Annotated in this window: 15 protein-coding genes; 6 read left to right on the top strand and 9 right to left on the bottom strand. The window is 64.2% G+C overall.

From position 1 onward, the window contains the following. Nucleotides 1-734: 734 nt before the first annotated feature. The gene (locus DIE17_RS23725) at nt 735-1,706 is read right to left on the bottom strand and encodes a LysR substrate-binding domain-containing protein (protein ID WP_124485204.1); all 972 of its coding nucleotides are present in this window, start codon (nt 1,704-1,706) and stop codon (nt 735-737) included. 136 nt (nt 1,707-1,842) lie between these two features. Here DIE17_RS23725 and DIE17_RS23720 point away from each other — a divergent pair, with 136 nt between their 5' ends. From DIE17_RS23720 to DIE17_RS23705, 4 genes are all read left to right on the top strand, one after another. Then, on the top strand, nt 1,843-4,143 hold the full coding sequence (locus tag DIE17_RS23720) for an NADP-dependent malic enzyme (RefSeq protein ID WP_124921368.1): 2,301 nt from the start codon (nt 1,843-1,845) through the stop codon (nt 4,141-4,143). Between the two features lie 124 nt (nt 4,144-4,267). Further along, nucleotides 4,268-4,996, top strand: coding sequence for a transporter substrate-binding domain-containing protein (locus DIE17_RS23715; protein ID WP_124921375.1), 729 nt, complete (start codon nt 4,268-4,270; stop codon nt 4,994-4,996). A gap of 15 nt (nt 4,997-5,011) precedes the next feature. Then, complete coding sequence (locus DIE17_RS23710; protein WP_124891697.1) at nt 5,012-5,278, top strand: hypothetical protein; 267 nt, start codon at nt 5,012-5,014, stop codon at nt 5,276-5,278. Then, nucleotides 5,275-5,832: a DUF6891 domain-containing protein gene (locus DIE17_RS23705; RefSeq protein WP_124891696.1), complete on the top strand. Its 558-nt coding sequence runs from the start codon at nt 5,275-5,277 to the stop codon at nt 5,830-5,832. The genes DIE17_RS23710 and DIE17_RS23705 overlap by 4 nt, the downstream gene beginning before the upstream one ends. A gap of 195 nt (nt 5,833-6,027) precedes the next feature. On the opposite strand, the gene DIE17_RS23700 is transcribed toward DIE17_RS23705, so the two are convergent. Both DIE17_RS23700 and DIE17_RS23695 read right to left on the bottom strand, forming a co-directional pair. Further along, on the bottom strand, nt 6,028-6,555 hold the full coding sequence (locus DIE17_RS23700) for a 2'-5' RNA ligase family protein (RefSeq protein WP_124921367.1): 528 nt from the start codon (nt 6,553-6,555) through the stop codon (nt 6,028-6,030). Nucleotides 6,556-6,635: 80 nt separating this feature from the next. Beyond that, nucleotides 6,636-7,202: a nucleotidyltransferase family protein gene (locus DIE17_RS23695; RefSeq protein WP_124921366.1), complete on the bottom strand. Its 567-nt coding sequence runs from the start codon at nt 7,200-7,202 to the stop codon at nt 6,636-6,638. Between the two features lie 214 nt (nt 7,203-7,416). Here DIE17_RS23695 and DIE17_RS23690 point away from each other — a divergent pair, with 214 nt between their 5' ends. Beyond that, nucleotides 7,417-8,082 (top strand): HEAT repeat domain-containing protein, encoded by a 666-nt coding sequence (locus DIE17_RS23690; RefSeq protein ID WP_124921365.1) that lies wholly within the window; start codon nt 7,417-7,419, stop codon nt 8,080-8,082. 145 nt (nt 8,083-8,227) lie between these two features. Beyond that, nucleotides 8,228-9,235, top strand: a complete 1,008-nt coding sequence (locus tag DIE17_RS23685; RefSeq protein WP_124921364.1) for a HEAT repeat domain-containing protein — start codon at nt 8,228-8,230, stop codon at nt 9,233-9,235. Nucleotides 9,236-9,561: 326 nt separating this feature from the next. Here the strand turns inward: DIE17_RS23685 and DIE17_RS23680 are convergent, their stop codons facing one another. The 6 genes from DIE17_RS23680 to DIE17_RS23655 are packed head-to-tail and all read right to left on the bottom strand — an operon-like array spanning nt 9,562 to nt 15,516. Next, a complete protein-coding gene (locus DIE17_RS23680; RefSeq protein ID WP_124521544.1) occupies nt 9,562-10,440 on the bottom strand; it encodes an alpha/beta fold hydrolase in 879 nt (292 codons plus the stop codon). A 14-nt stretch (nt 10,441-10,454) separates the two neighbouring features. Then, the gene (gene mhpT / locus DIE17_RS23675) at nt 10,455-11,708 is read right to left on the bottom strand and encodes a 3-(3-hydroxy-phenyl)propionate transporter MhpT (protein WP_124921363.1); all 1,254 of its coding nucleotides are present in this window, start codon (nt 11,706-11,708) and stop codon (nt 10,455-10,457) included. 58 nt (nt 11,709-11,766) lie between these two features. Continuing rightward, a complete protein-coding gene (gene dmpG / locus DIE17_RS23670) occupies nt 11,767-12,789 on the bottom strand; it encodes a 4-hydroxy-2-oxovalerate aldolase (protein WP_311766789.1) in 1,023 nt (340 codons plus the stop codon). A gap of 15 nt (nt 12,790-12,804) precedes the next feature. Then, nucleotides 12,805-13,752 (bottom strand): acetaldehyde dehydrogenase (acetylating), encoded by a 948-nt coding sequence (locus tag DIE17_RS23665; protein ID WP_124485186.1) that lies wholly within the window; start codon nt 13,750-13,752, stop codon nt 12,805-12,807. 17 nt (nt 13,753-13,769) lie between these two features. Beyond that, nucleotides 13,770-14,558, bottom strand: a complete 789-nt coding sequence (mhpD, locus tag DIE17_RS23660; protein ID WP_124921362.1) for a 2-keto-4-pentenoate hydratase — start codon at nt 14,556-14,558, stop codon at nt 13,770-13,772. 4 nt (nt 14,559-14,562) lie between these two features. After that, a complete protein-coding gene (locus tag DIE17_RS23655) occupies nt 14,563-15,516 on the bottom strand; it encodes a 3-carboxyethylcatechol 2,3-dioxygenase (RefSeq protein WP_124485184.1) in 954 nt (317 codons plus the stop codon). Between the last annotated feature and the right edge of the window lies 1 nt (nt 15,517).

The raw sequence follows: 15,517 nt of genomic DNA, 5'->3' as shown, positions 1-15,517 counted from the left end.
GCCGTACAGCGTCACGCTCGTCTGCGCGAACGCGGCCGCCGGTGCGGCGGCCACGATCAGCCATGCGAAATGTTTGAATGTGAGTCGCAAAATCAAGCTCGCCCCCTCCACGTCTCGACCGCCCGCTGCATGCCTCGCGAGCGCGCACGTTGTGTCCGCAATCGATCGAAAAAACATCCGGGCCCTCACCGCGCCAGGCGCGAGCAGGTTGCCCGACATCCCGATACCCTTCCGGCAAACGGCTGCTTGCCGATCGCACCGCACACGCCGGCGCATTATCGTTGGCCGGCAACCCATGCCATCACGGCAGCGATGATGCAACGCACACCATACGAATCGACATGCACGCGTCTGACGTTGATAATCCGCCGAACTGCGACGGAACAAGCGACAAAGACGATGGAATCGATACGGTACGCGGCCGCCGCGAGCCTTCCTTGTGGACCGACTATGAGGGTAGGACAAGCACCGCGCGATGAACAACCACTATTTGGAAATTCACCCATGCCGCTCGTTTCTTGATGACGAAATCGAGTCGTGCCAGCATCGGGCTTGCCGCCTCTGTTGCCGGCCATGCGCCGTGACGCTCCAGTGATGGTTGACGACGCAGTTGACGATGACGAGCCATGCAATTGCAACACGCCCGCCACAGCACGCCATGTGAATCGGCGGACGATGAAAAGCGGGAATGACGCGGTTGCCGGCCGCGCACGTACCGGCCGGCAACCGAAGGCTTATCGCGGCGCTTCGACGTAGGTTTCCCTGCAGATCTCGCGCAGCGCCTGCACGAGCACATCCCGCGTCGGCGCATGCGATTCGGCAGCGCGGGTAAACAGCGCGATGGGCGGCAACGTCCAGACCAGCGAGTAAGGCACGATCGCCACGCCGGCGATGCGCACCATTTCTTCCGCGATATCGGCCGGCACGATCGACACCGCGTCGTCGCTCGACGCGATCATTTCGCCGATCAGCTTCGACGAGTAGCTTTCGACGATCGGCACGGGCGGCGCGATGCCCGCCGACAGAAACAGGTCGGTCACCTGCTCCCGCATCGGCGTGTGGGGCGCGCCGAGAATCCAGTCCAGCGCGTGCAGCTTCTCCCAGTCGAGTTTCGTGCGGGCCAGTTTCGCGGCGAGCCGCCGGCTCGCGATCATGCGGGGCTGCTGCTGGTACAGGACTTCGAAGGAGACCTGCCCCAGATCGATCGCCGACGATGCGCGCCCGATCACGAGGTCGACGCTGTGGTCCTTGAGCTGCAACAGCAGTTGATCGCTGGTGCCTTCGTGGATCGTCACGGTCAGACGCCGTTCCATCCGGGACTGCAGGCGCTTGAGCGCCGCCGACAGCATCTGGCCCGAAATAAACGGAATCACGCCGATATGCAGGTGCGCCGCATGGCCAGCGGCGACCGCCTCCATCTCGCGGGCGAGATGGTCGAGATCCTTCAGCATCGCCTTGGCGCGCTCGAGCACGACCGAACCGAGCGCGGTCGGCCGCATCCCGCGCGACGAGCGCTCGAACAGCGGCGTGCCGAACATGCTTTCCAGCTCGGACAGCGCATTCGTCACGGCGGGCTGGCTGCTGGCCATGTGCTCCGCGACGCGCGTCAGCGACCCGTGCTGCTGGATCTGCAGCAACAGCATCAGGTGCCGCATCTTCAGGCGCGCGCCAAGCCGCCTGACCACGTCGTTCGCGTCGAATGTCATTGCCGTACCGCCGCACCATCATGAAAAAGTGATGGACCGATATTAAAACAGAATCATCTCCTTATGGCTGATCCCTAGAATCACCTCCATGGATCGCGTCGGGACTGGCCTGACGCGCACGCCCGGACCCGACAACATGAAACAGACAGAAACCCAGCAGCAGGCCGCGTACGACTATCACGAGTTTCCGACCCCGGGGAAGATCTCCGTCGTCGCCAGCAAGCCGCTCGTGACGCAGCGCGATCTCGCGCTCGCCTACACGCCCGGCGTCGCCAGCGTCTGCGAGTCGATCGCCGCCGAGCCGCTGAACGCGCACCGCTTCACGAGCCGCGGGAATCTGGTGGGCGTCATCACCAATGGCACCGCCGTGCTGGGTCTGGGCAACATCGGCGCGCTCGCGTCCAAGCCGGTCATGGAAGGCAAGGCCGTGCTGTTCAAGAAGTTCGCGGGGATCGACGTGTTCGACATCGAGATCAACGAGACCGACCCCGACAAGCTCGTCGACATCATCGCCGGCCTCGAGCCCACCTTCGGCGGGATCAACCTCGAGGACATCAAGGCGCCGGAGTGCTTCACCGTCGAGCGCAAGCTGCGCGAGCGCATGAAGATTCCCGTCTTTCACGACGACCAGCACGGCACCGCCATCACCGTCGCCGCCGCGTTCATCAACGGGCTGAAGGTGGTCGGGAAGTCGATCAAGGAAGTGAAGGTCGTGACGTCGGGTGCCGGCGCGGCGGCGCTGGCCTGCCTGGACCTGCTCGTCGACCTCGGGCTGCCGGTCGCGAACATCTGGGCGACGGATATCGAAGGCGTCGTCTATCGCGGCCGCACCACGCTGATGGATCCGGCCAAGGAACGCTTCGCGCAGGAAACCGATGCGCGCACGCTGTCCGAAGTAATCGGCGACGCGGACGTGTTCCTCGGGTTGTCGGTCGGCGGCATCCTGAAGCCGGAGATGCTGAAGGCGATGGCCGCGCGGCCGCTGATTCTCGCGCTCGCCAACCCGACGCCGGAGATCTTCCCCGAACTCGCGCACGCGACACGCGACGACGTCGTGATCGCGACCGGCCGCTCGGATTTCCCGAACCAGGTCAATAACGTTCTTTGCTTCCCGTACATCTTCCGCGGCGCGCTGGATGTGGGCGCGACGACGATCACCCGCGAAATGGAAATCGCCGCGGTTCACGCGATCGCCGGCCTCGCGCAGGAAGAGCAGAACGACATCGTCGCGGCGGCCTACGGCGGCGACGAAGTGTCGTTCGGTCCGCAATACCTGATTCCGAAGCCGTTCGATCCGCGCCTGATCGTGCGTATCGCGCCGGCCGTCGCCAAGGCGGCGATCGAAGGCGGCGTGGCGACGCGCCCGCTCGCGGATCTCGACGCGTATGTCGAGCAGCTGCAGCAGTTCGTCTACCACTCGGGCGCGTTCATGAAGCCGCTGTTCGCGACCGCACGCCAGCTCGTGCGCGACGGCGGCAAGGCACGCATCGTGTTCACCGAAGGCGAGGACGAGCGCGTGCTCCGCGCGGTGCAGGTGATCGTCGACGAGAAGCTCGCGCGCCCGATCCTGGTCGGCCGGCCGGAGGTGCTGCTCGCGCGGATCGAGCGGTTCGGCCTGCGCCTGCGTCTCGGTCAGGACGTCGAGGTGACCAATCCGGAATACGACGAGCGCTTCCCGCAATACTGGACCACGTATTGGGAACTGCGCTGCCGCGACGGCATCTCGAAGGAAATGGCGCGCGTCGAGATGCGCCGGCGCCTGACGCTGATCGGCGCGATGATGGTGCGGCTCGGCGATGCGGACGGGATGATCTGCGGGACGGTCGGCGAGTATCACAATCACCTGCGCTTCGTCGATGAAGTGATCGGCAAGAAGCCCGATGCATCGACCTACGCGGCGATGAACATCCTGCTGCTCAATCAGCGGACGGTCGCGCTCGTGGATACGCACGTGAACGACAACCCGGATGCCGAGCAGATCGCTGAATTCACGATCGCGGCCGCGCGGCAGATGGAATGGCTGAACCTCACGCCGAAGGCCGCGCTGCTGTCGCGGTCGAACTTCGGGTCGGGCAGCGCGGCGTCGGGCGTGAAGATGCGCAAGGCGCTCGGGATCATCCGCGCGCACGCGCCGGATATCGAAGCCGATGGCGAGATGCATGGCGACTGCGCGCTCGATGAGGCGCTGCGTGCGCGGCTGCTGCCGATGTCGCCGCTGAAGGGCGCGGCGAACCTGCTCGTGTGCCCGAACGTCGATGCAGGGAACATCGCTTACAACCTGCTCAAGACGGAAGCCGGCAGCAACGTCGCGGTCGGGCCGTTCCTGCTGGGGGTCAATGCGCCGGTGAACATCCTCACGTCGAGCGCGACCGTGCGACGGATCGTGAACATGACGGCGTTGACCGTGATCGAAGCGAATCGGAACGCGGCGGGTTGAGTGCGGCCCAGGTAGTCGCATCATGGGGGCCGGCTGCGGCCGGCCCTGCCCTGCGAGCGGCGTATTAGAATCGTCGGCAATCGGCTCCCGATTCGGCGGCCGTCCCCGCTCGCGAGAAGAAGCGATGAAGGTAACGATTGCATACCTCGACGAACCGCCATTTGGATGGACGGAACCGGATGGCACGGCAACCGGTGCCGACCTCGATCTCGCCGGCGAGATCCTTCGGGCGATCGGTGTCACGCGGATCGAACCTCACCTGACGACGTTCAGTGAACTGCTGCCCGGTGTCGCCGCAGGCCGCTGGGACATGAACGTTCCGCTCTTCGTTACGCCGGAACGCGCCGCCAAGGTCGCGTTCAGCGTACCCGTGTGGGGAATCGCGGACGGCTTTCTCGTTCGCGCCGGAAACCCGAAGCAACTGACCGGCTATGCGTCGCTTGCCGCGCGTCCCGATGCACGTCTTGGCATCATTACCGGACAGGTACAGCACGACTCGGCGAAAGACGCGGGCGTGAGCGAGCATCAGATCACCCTGTTCGACCGGCAAGCCGATGCGATCGACGCGGTGCGCGCCGGCGCGGTCGACGCGTACGCGAGTACTGCGCTCGGACTTCGGATCGTGGCGAAGCGGATGGGCGGCGCATTGCTCGAGGCCGTCGCGCACGGACCGCCAGCGGGCCGGATACACCACCGGCCGCCGTTGGGCGCCTTCTCGTTCAATCGACAAAACAGCGCGTTGCTCGATGTGGTCAACCAGCAGCTGCGCTCGTATCTGGGCTCGCCGGAGCATCGCGCGCGCATGGCGGGATTCGGATTGAGCAGTGCCGAAATCGATCCTGCCCTCCGCTGAAACGGTGCCGCGACGATGAGCACCGGCAATTGGAGAAAGCGCATTCGACATGGTGATGCTGGAAGCTGCGGATCGCGCACGCTGGTGCTGGTGCTAGTGCTCGCGAAAACGGGCGGCGCCGCTGGCGCGCATCGAGACGCCGAACCGTTTTCCGGAGGGACGTTCGCCGCTCGACACGGTTTCAATACGCCGGTGCGAACCGTCGAGCAGGACTGTCGCTGGCGAGTAACGGCCGGCAGCGGCGTTGAAGATCGAAGACGACACCTGGAGGCCATGACGTGACGGACACCGAAAAATACGTGATGGAGTGCATCACCAAATGGGTCTGGTCAGGCTTCAACGCCCCCGATGATGTCCGGGAAATGATGGAGGACATCCTGGAGCCGGACTGTGACGCGGATCGGCTGGAAGGTTTCATCGAGTCGGAATTCGAACGCAAGGCTGCGGCAGAACGGTCCTGGCCTCGGGAGACGGATTGCGATCGGCTGGATCGCGTGTTCGATGAACTGGACGACGACGGCATCTGCGCGCTGTCGAACGCCGGATACACGATGTCGGATGGCCACTCGGACGTTTCGGAAGCCGTGCAGGACGCGCCGCAAGGGCGCTATCACGGGTACTGCTTTTATCACGGACAGGATGTCGAAAGAGCGCTGGATGGACACGGCCTCACGCTCGCCTTCGGCGACCTCGCCGGCGACGACGCGCGCGGTGCGGTAGTGGGCCGCCGGGTCGCGGAAGCGCTTGCGCGGGCCGGGTTCGAAACGTCCTGGAACGGGTCTGTCGCCAGTCGTATCGAGCTTCCATCGTTCGACTGGAAGAGACGCCATCGGTAGCATCGGGGGTATAGGCCGGGATCTGACTGGCGGGTCGACGTCAGATTAGGTCTCGGATAATACGACTGTTCGTCGCCAATGGCGGTGATCGACCTGAAGCGGACGGTCAGCGTTCTACAAAGCAGCCATTCGCTTCAGATGGGCCAGACGCATAGTCCCATGGAACAGTCCAGACCGGACTGCGGTCGATCGTCACTACACGTAGACATTTGGAAGATCAATCACATGCATCTTCCTCCAGCGGCCCGACGAGTTCCCCAGCAGAGCGACAGCGCTACAGCACGTTCGAATCGCCTCCCGCGCAGACAGACGATGTTCGAGCTCGACGGCAGCCAAATGTGCTGTCGCAGCATCGCCGTGTGCGACAGTCAGATGTGGAACGATGCCATCGTGTGCGCCCCCATAGGGGCGAAACATGGGGAATCGCTCGACCAGCGCAGTCGTCAAGGCGACAAACGGTTCTGGCGGATCGGGAGCAAGATAAGTGGTGACCGCAAACCGCTCGACCTTCCTCAACGAAAATTCGAACGGCCGCACGTTACTCAGCGCGCTTCGTGCCTGATGAAGGACATCGGGCGTAATTTCGTCAGGCGGCATGAAGGGAAACAGGACCGTGATATGCGCCGGCACGCCCAAGTCAGAGGTAGCATCAAACCGGCTCCGAAGGTCCGCTACTGTTGACTCGGCTGCGGGAACCTCAACGACGAACGCTGTTGTGAGCATTCGGGAATCCTCTCGCGTCGATTGACCATTTATGGTCGACTTCCGTCGGTAACTCGCCCCTTAACTGCCCTGCGGCATCTCTAAATGATGATGGTCACACGGGGCCAGCGGTCCTTGTATCTTTTCTGCTGGATTCGCTGAAGATAGGTATCAATGCTGACACGCGCTGGATTGCGTCGTACCACCATGGAAAAGAGGTCGTCGAGCCCGTATGGCGCGCAGACATCAATTGTCCCGTCACGAAGCAAAGTCAGTCCTACCGTCGTCGTGTACTCCGGCCACGACGCAATGGCTTCGGCCAGTGAACTGAAGGGGGGCACCGGATGCCCAAAGGCGCTCTCGAACCAGAGATGAACAGCGGCCTGATTCGTGACCTCCCACGGAATTTCGGGACACTGCGCCGTGAGGCTGCGCTGGATTTCGGCATCGCGAATCGACGACAAATCGGACGGGTCGAAGTGGGCTAAATCGACGTCGGCTGGGCGTGTCGGAGTCACATATCCGTGGAGCGAGTCCCAGACCAAATTACGAATGGCCCCTGCGCCAATGCACCAGGATTTCAGCCCCATTGCACGTGCCGCCGACAGCGCCGACAGACACCAAGATGACTGTCGGGCTATTTCGACTAATCTTTCATTGAGATTCATCGCGGATCTACGCAGCCTAAACGAGCAGCACTGCTCAGATTGTCATCAAATCCGACCGCACTGTCGAGTGACCGGAACTGGCCGCCCGTCACCCGCGGAGAAGGCGGTAATCGGCCCCACGAACGGCTGCCTGGGCGTGCAATTCGCCCCTCGCCCGAAAACACTTGACCTTGTCACAGTGACAAGGCGTCCACTGTCGGGCGAGGAGGCGTTCATGACCCGTCACTATCCCCCGACTTCCCGTCACGCACTGACCACGGCACTCGAGCATCCGGACGCTTCGCTCCGTCTTGCGGCTGCGCTGGGTGCCGGCACGGCTCCCGATCCAGGCCAGATCACGATACTGGTGAAGCGTTGCGGTGTCGAACCGGATTTCTTCGTTCGCGACATGCTCACCTGGGCGCTCACCCGGCATGCGCAGGATCTGACCTTGCCATTGCTGCTTGACGAGCTGCGCTCGCCGTTGGCGCAAGCGCGTAGCCAGGCGCTGCATACGCTCTCGAAGATCGGCGACCCCGCAACCTGGTCAGCGATCACGAGCGTGCATCTACATGACCCCGATCCGGAGGTGGCACGAACTGCGTGGCGCACCGCGGCAGGGCTGGTGCCGACCTGGCAACGAGCCGCCTTGGCACGCGAACTGGTTCGCGAGCTGGGCCGCGGCGACAAGGACCTCAAGCGCAGTCTGAGCCGGGCCTTACTCATGCTTGGAGACGACGCCATGGCCCCGCTCGATGCGGCGGCCCGACACACGGACCCGGCGGTTCGCGTTCATGCCTGCGCGAGCCTCAGGCTCATCGCGGACCCGGAGAGTGCGTTTGTGCTCGATCCAGCCGATGCGTGGCGCGCAGGTGCACCGTTGCCCTACGCCGATGAATAGGCGGGTTGACGGCGATCGATGTGATGAGCCACGTATTGGCCGAGGTGATGGAAGCCGTTGGCGGTTTGTTAGAATTTTCGAGGCTCGACGGGAGCCAAGGCCGACACACGACGCGGCGTGAACCAGATGACACCGGAGACAAGTGATGCGCATCAGCGAGTTGGCCAATCGTTCCGGCGTCAGCGCGCGCATGCTGCGGCACTATGACGCGATCGGACTGGTCAGCCCATCGGGACGTACGGAAGCGGGATACCGCGAGTATTCGCAAGCCGATGCCTTGCGCCTGTTCCAGGTGGAGAGCCTGCGTTCGCTGGGCCTTGGGCTGGCCGAGGTGCGTCAGGCGCTCAACCAACAGGCGCCTCGCCCCGATGTGCTCATTGACGCGCTGATGGCTCGCAGCCGCGAGCGGCTGGCCGCAGAGCAAGCGTTGCTTTGCCGGCTGACTGCCGTGTCCGCCACCTCTCCCGATGATTGGTCAGCAGTGCTTGATGTCGTGCATCTGTTGAAAGGACTGGAGTCGACGCATGCGCCTGAGAGACAGCGTGCTGCGTTTGACGCGGCGTCCAGCGATGCCCCGCTTGCAGCACTCATCGCCCACGCACTGCTCCAGGAACAGGAGCCGAATGTCGCAGGTGCGCTGCACTGGGCGCTGGGAAGAACCGTAGGCAGCGGCGCCAGCGTACTTGGCGCGGCGCTTCAACAGCCCGATCCGGCAGTACGCGAACGGGCCGTGCTCGCGCTGGCGAAACTCGGTGGTTCCGATGCGGTGGAGACCTTGCGTGGCTCGCTCCTCGACCCCGCGGAGCGCGTGCGGTATCGCGCTGCGCGGGTGCTTGGCGGATGGGGGATACGCGACGCCATTCCCCTGCTGATCGAGCAGGTCCTTGGCGGGACTCACGATGTCGAGGCGGCCGATGCGTTAGCCGATTTGGCGGAAGACCCCGCGATCGCAAGGCAAATTGTGGAGCGCTTTGAAGCAGCGATCTCGGACGGTCGAGCCGATGTCCCGACCCGTGTACGGATTTGTCAGGCGCTCGCCGAATTCAATGGCACGGCGTCGGCCCTGCTTGCCCGGCTGGCCGCCGATCCCGACCCGTCCGTGGCGCGCAATGCGCGTTACGTGATCGGTATTCGCAACGACGCGCCAACGTAGTCGAGTTTGAGTTTGATAGTCGGCCTATTCCTTGGAGGCGAATGCCCTCGTTTCCTGTCTCTCCCGGATCTGTCGGCGGGGAAATAGTCTGCTCGCTTGCTCGGCAGCAGACGTGCGCTTGTCCGGGAGGGTCTCATATCAGGAGCGGCCGGAGATAGCCGAGAAGCCAGCATTTCGACTTCAGACGCCAAATGTCAGCTGGTGGCCGGCTATCGCCGCACGCGGTTGACCGTCACCGACCCATCTCGGTCGTACGACGCCTGTGCCCGTCGACGGCCGCTTTCGAAGCACAGAAGCCGCCCGACGGAGGGATCGCGGAAAGCAGACTAAACGGCTTGTTGTTGGCGCAGGAACTCCAGCACCATCCGGTTGAATCGCTCCGCGTGCTCCCATTGCGCCCAGTGCCCGCAGCGCCCGAACACATGCAGATCGGCGTTCGGCATACCCCAAACGAGCCGCAGGCCGACATCCATCGGCACGAAACGGTCGTCGCGCCCCCAAATCACGAGCGCTGGCGCCTTGATTTCGTTCAGCCGGTGACCGTAGTCTGGAAATTGCTTCGGATTGGCCGCCAGACTCTTCACGAAGTTCTCGAGATGATCGCGCCGCGCCAGCATATTATCGAGCCGCGTCTGCATCAGCTCTTCCGTCATCGTGCTCGCATCGTAGACGAACACATTGAGCATCTTCTTCAGGTTCTCGAGCGTAGGGTTGCGATACAGCCCTTGCAGCAGCTTGATGCCTTCGGTCGGCATCGGCACAAACTGGCTCGGACCGCCCGTGCCGCCGCCCATCAGCACCAGCTTGCCGACGCGCTCCGGATACGACAGCGCGAAGGCCACCGCGCTATGCCCGCCCATCGAGTTGCCGACGAGATGCGCGCGCTCGATGCCGAGCGTATCCAGCACGCCCTTCAGCACGCGCGCGTTGAGGTCGGAGCGCGAGCCGGTGCAGACGATCGAATCGCTCTTGCCCCAGCCGGGACAGTCGACGAGGATCACGCGATAACCCGCGTTCGCGAACGCGTCCACATTGCGATGGAAGTTCGCCCAGCCGCTCGCGCCCGGACCGGAGCCGTGCAGCAGAACGAGCGTTTCCTTGCCCGCGCCGGTGTCGTTGTAGTGCACGCGCAGTTCCGTGCCGCCTTCCACCACGTTCACGTACTTGCTGGTCGCGGCTTCGCTATGAGTCACAGTGTCAGTCATGTCGAGCTCCTTCGTCAGATTGATTCGGTTCCAAACGTGCGCGAGCCGTCGGCCGACTCGCGCGGAAATTTCCCGACCACCGCGAGCGCGCCGAGCGCCGCGATCACGATGAGCGGAATGCTGGAGATCACGAGCATCGACGCGCTCTGGCCGAGCGCAAACAGTTGCCCGGCGATCAGCGGGCCTACCATCGAGCCGACGCGGCCGACGGCCACCGCCGCGCCGACGCCCGTGCCTCGAACCCGCGTCGGATACGTTGCACCGGCGAGCGCGTACAGCACTGACTGCGTGCCGACGAGAAACAGGCCCGCCAGCAGGCCGCCCAATGCCATCGACGTGCTGTCGTTCGCGCTGGCGAGCGCAAGCAACGCAGTCGCGATGCCGGTATACATGCCGACCACGACCACGCGCTTGCCGATGCGATCCATCAGGCCGGCGATCACGATCGCACCGACGCCACCGCCGATGTTGAACATCATCTGCACGATGCTTGCCTGTACCGGCGTGAGGCCGCGCGAGAGCACCATCGACGGCAACCAGTTCATCAAGAAGTACAGCACGATCAGCGTCCCCAAATAGCTGATCCACAGCGCGATGGTCGTCACCGCACGCCCGTCACTGAAGAGCGCACGCGCGATGCCGTCCTTCGACTCATGGGTCGCACCCTGGCCAGCCGCGACGAAGTGCGTCGACTCCTTAATGAAAAGCGCCAGCAGCGGCAAGGTCAGCAGCGGGCCGATCCCGCCGACGTAGAAGATATGCCGCCAGGCCTCGACGCTCGGGCTGACGATGCCGATTACCGCCGCGAGCGCCGCTCCAAAGGGCATGCCGCAGTACATCGCGCCGACCGCCGTGCTGCGTTGTCCGGGCGCTGCCGCCTCCGCACACAGTGCGATCAGGTTCGGCATCGCAGCGCCGAGACCGAGGCCCGTGAGAAAGCGCGCGACGAGCAGGCTCTGCAGATCCCACACCTGGGTCGTTGCGATCGAGAATATCCCGAACAGCGCGACCGACATCATCAGCACGCGCTTGCGGCCGATGCGATCCGCGAGCCTGCCGCCAATCGCCGCGCCCGGCAGCAGACCGAGCGCGCCGATGCCGAATGCCCAGCCGAGCTGCGCGGCAGCGAGATGAAACTCGCGTGCCATGCGCGGTGCGGCGATGCCGGTGGATTGCAGATCGAGCCCTTCGAGGAGCGCGACTGCGAAGCACAGGCCGATGGTGATGGCGCTGCCGGCGCGCGGGGGGGAAGCCGTTGACGTTTTCATTGATGTCTCCAGGTTGAACGATGCAGCGCTCTTCATGGCGCGTGGCATACCGAATGGTTCAGGCGCGTGCTTCGCGCTTCTTCAGATCGAGCGCGACGTCGACGATCATGTCTTCCTGACCGCCCACCATGCGTCGCTTGCCGAGCTCGACGAGAATGTCGACGGCTTTCAGGCCGTACTTCTTCGCCGCGATTTCAGAATGCCGCAGGAAGCTCGAATACACGCCCGCATAGCCGAGCGCGAGCGTTTCGCGGTCCACCCGCACCGGTCGGTCCTGCAACGGGCGGACGATATCGTCGGCCGCATCGAGCAGGCGATAGAGATCGGTGCCGTGATGCCAGCCAAGGCGCTCGGCCGCCGCGATGAACACTTCGAGCGGGGCATTGCCCGCTCCCGCACCCATGCCCGCCAGGCTCGCATCGATGCGGTCGCACCCCTCCTCGACCGCGACGATCGAGTTGGCCACGCCGAGGCTCAGGTTGTGATGGGCATGCATGCCCGTGTGGGTCTCGGGGCGCAGCACGGCCTTGAGCGCCCTGAAGCGCGCACGGATGTCGTTCATGTTCATCGCGCCGCCGGAATCGACCACGTACACGCAGGTCGCGCCGTAGCTTTCCATCTTCTTCGCCTCGATAGCGAGGTGGTCGGGCGTGGTCATGTGGCTCATCATCAGAAAGCCGACGGTATCCATGCCGAGGCTGCGCGCATATTCGATGTGCTGCTTCGAAATGTCCGCTTCCGTGCAATGGGTCGCGACACGTACGACACGCGCGCCCGCGTCGTACGCGGCCTTCAGGTCGTGAATCGTGCCGATGCCGGGCAGCAGCAGCGTCGCGATTTTCGCGTGCTTCACCACATCGGCTACCGCCTCGATCCATTCCAGATCACTGTGCGCGCCGAAGCCGTAGTTGAAGCTCGAACCCTGCAGGCCGTCGCCATGTGCGACCTCGATGCTGTCGACCTTCGCGTCATCCAGCGCGCGAGCAATGTCCTGCACGTTCTGAATCGAATACTGATGACGGATCGCGTGCATGCCGTCGCGCAGCGTCACATCGGAGATATAGAGTTTTTTGTCCATGATCGGGTGCTCCTTGCTTCAGGCGTTCACGAGCGACGCGGCCATGCGTTCGGCCGTTGCCAGCGCGGCGGAAGTCATGATGTCGAGATTGCCCGCGTAGGCCGGCAGATAATGTGCCGCGCCTTCCACTTCGATGAAGATCGAGGTCTTCAGTCCGCTGAAACGGCCGAGTCCGGGAATATGCAACGGCGCAGCGGAGGGGATGTCGTCGAACTGCACGGATTGCTTCAGGCGATAGCCGGGCACATAGGCCTGGACCGCCGCGGCCATCTGATCGACGGACGTTTCGATCAGCGTCCGGTCTGCCGCTTCGGACAGCACATAGACCGTGTCGCGCATCATGAGCGGAGGCTCGGCCGGGTTGAGCACGATGATCGCCTTGCCCTTGCCGGCACCGCCGACCGCTTCGATCGCCTTCGACGTCGTCTCGGTGAACTCGTCGATGTTGGCGCGCGTGCCAGGTCCCGCCGACTTGCTGCTGATCGACGCGACGATCTCCGCGTAATGCACCTTCGCGACCCGCGACACTGCCGCGACCATCGGGATCGTCGCCTGTCCGCCGCACGTGACCATGTTCACGTTCGGCGCATCGAGTTGCGCGTCGAGGTTCACCACCGGCACGCAGTACGGGCCGATGGCAGCGGGCGTCAGATCGATCATGCGGATGCCTGGCTTGAGCGTGCGCAGGAACGCGTCGTTCGCCACATGTGCGCCGGCAGACGTCGCATCGAACACGAAGTCGATCTGGTCGAACACGGGCAGGCGCGCAAGCCCTTCCACGCCGTCATGCGTCGTCGCCACGCCGAGCTTCGCCGCGCGCGCGAGACCGTCCGAGGCCGGATCGATGCCGACCATCGCCGCGACCTCGAGATGCCGGCTGCGACGCATGATCTTTATCATCAGGTCGGTGCCGATGTTGCCCGATCCGATGATCGCGGCTTTGCACTTGGTGTTGTCTGCTGCCATGGATATGTCTCCGTCCGTCATTCGCTGAAACTGGCGCGCACACCGCCGAGCCCTTCGATGTGTGCCGTATAAGTGCCGGCCGCGTTCACCGCGACCATCGGGCCGAGCGCACCCGTCAGCACGATGTCGCCGGCGCGCAGCGGCGTGCCGAGTCGAACCATCCGATCCGCGAGCCACGCAGCCGCATTCAGTGGATTGCCGAGGCACGCACTTCCATTGCCGCGTGAAAGCACTTCGCCGTCCTGCGTGAGCGTCATGGCACACGCGCTCAGCTCGATATCGCGCAGCAGCACCGGCCGGCTACCGAGCACGAACAGCGCGCTCGACGCGTTGTCCGCGACGGTGTCGAAAAACCGGATATCCCAGTCGCGGATGCGACTGTCGACGACCTCGATCGCGGCCACCGCATACGCGGTCGCCGAGATCAGATCCGCGAAGGTGTGTTTCTCGGCGGTCAGGTCGCGGTCGAGCACGAGTGCGATCTCCGCTTCGACCTTCGGCTGAATCAACGAGGCGAGCGGCATCGGCTGGCTGTCGCCGTAAGCCATCGACGCGAACAACGCGCCGAAGTCGGGCTGGTCGACGCCGAGTTGCTTCTGCACCGCGGGCGAAGTCAGGCCGATCTTCCTGCCGACGACGCGCTCGCCGTTCGCCGCGCGCAAGTCGTTGTTGATCTGCTGGATCGCGTACGCGAGTGCCGGATCGCCTTCGGGACACGTATCGCGCAGTGGCGCGATCGCCCGACGCAAGGACTGCGCCTCACGCAGGCGCGCGGCCATCGAAAGAATGTTGCTGTCATCCGACATGGTTCTATCTCCTGGAAAGAGTCCGTTCTCGCGCGTGCATCGCGCCGAAGCCCGCGATCCATTCCGGAATCGCACGGTAGTAATCGATCGATGCCTCGTAGCGACCGCTCGCCGCAAGCGCACCGAATGCCGCAACCCACGTGCGGATCTCATGTGCGGACTTGCCTGCCTCACGCGTGATCGCTTCGTTCGTGAAGCCATCGGCGGCGGTGAGTTCACCGCGTTCGAGCAGTTCGAGAAATTTCTGGTCCCATGCGGGATTGAGCGGATGCAGCCGGCTGTCACCCGCCGCGAATGCCTTGGCCGCCGCGACGGTGCGCGACTGCCGCGCATCGCGCGACGCCGGCGACGGGTTGCGCCCCGCGATCAACCGTTCCGCGACGACATCGTCCGCGCCCGAGATTTCCGGCACCGGCGGCTCATGCGAAATACCGCCCGAGCCGATCAGCAACACGCGCCGCGGCATGCGCGCGACGGCACGGCCAATCGCATCGCCGAGCAGCCGGGCGCGGCGGCACGACGCCATCGGCGGCGCAACCGAGTTGATGAAAACGGGCACCACGGGATAGCGGTCGATGCCACCGGTGAGTACCTCGAGCGCCTGCGCGCAGCCGTGATCGACCTGCATGCGATACGAAACGGCTACGTCGATATCGCTTGCGAGTGCGGCATCGGCGAGCGCGAGCGCCACATCGCGCGCGACGGGCAACGGGCCGGCCGCGCTGCCGAAATCGCCGATGGCCGTCGCACTCACGCCGATGCAGAACTGCGGCATCACGTCGTAGAAAAATCCGTTGTAGTGGTCCGGCGCGAACACGATCACCAGCTCCGGATCGAACGCATCGACCCGCTCGCGCGCCGCGCGCTGCACCAGTTCGACTTCCGCGACGACTTCCGGACTGGGGTCGAAATACCCGTGCAAGGGCGTGTGCGACATGCATTCGAGATGAATCGGCATC

The sequence above is a fragment of the Burkholderia sp. Bp9099 genome (assembly GCF_003857805.1).
Lineage (GTDB): Bacteria > Pseudomonadota > Gammaproteobacteria > Burkholderiales > Burkholderiaceae > Burkholderia.
This window is presented reverse-complemented; position numbering and strand designations above follow the sequence as displayed.